General features: G+C 38.4%; 1 protein-coding gene. It reads left to right on the top strand.

The features are described from left to right. A partial coding sequence (locus ACTHS4_RS12720) for a hypothetical protein (RefSeq protein WP_440366067.1) occupies positions 1-87 on the top strand: 87 nt, incomplete at its 5' end. Positions 88-232: the final 145 nt, after the last annotated feature.

Here is a 232-nt window from a genome sequence, read left to right as displayed (position 1 = left end):
AAACAGTTCTATAAAAAACTTGACCCGACCAACAGCTTCACCCCCGGTATAGGTAAAACCAGTAAGAAGAAAAACTGGGCTGAATAAAGCTTAGTCAAAATAAAGGCCGTCTTAATTTTTCAGACGGCCTTTTTATATGTTTGTTTATTAGAACAGTTTGCTGATGAAAATCAGCAGAATGACCAAGGGAACGAGGTATTTCACAAAGGCAAACCAGATATTGACGGTGGTA

The sequence above is a fragment of the Neisseria sp. P0014.S009 genome, from assembly GCF_051958155.1.
GTDB lineage: Bacteria > Pseudomonadota > Gammaproteobacteria > Burkholderiales > Neisseriaceae > Neisseria > Neisseria flavescens_C.
Note: the sequence above shows the minus strand (reverse complement) of the source record. Positions and strands in the feature narration are given on the sequence as shown.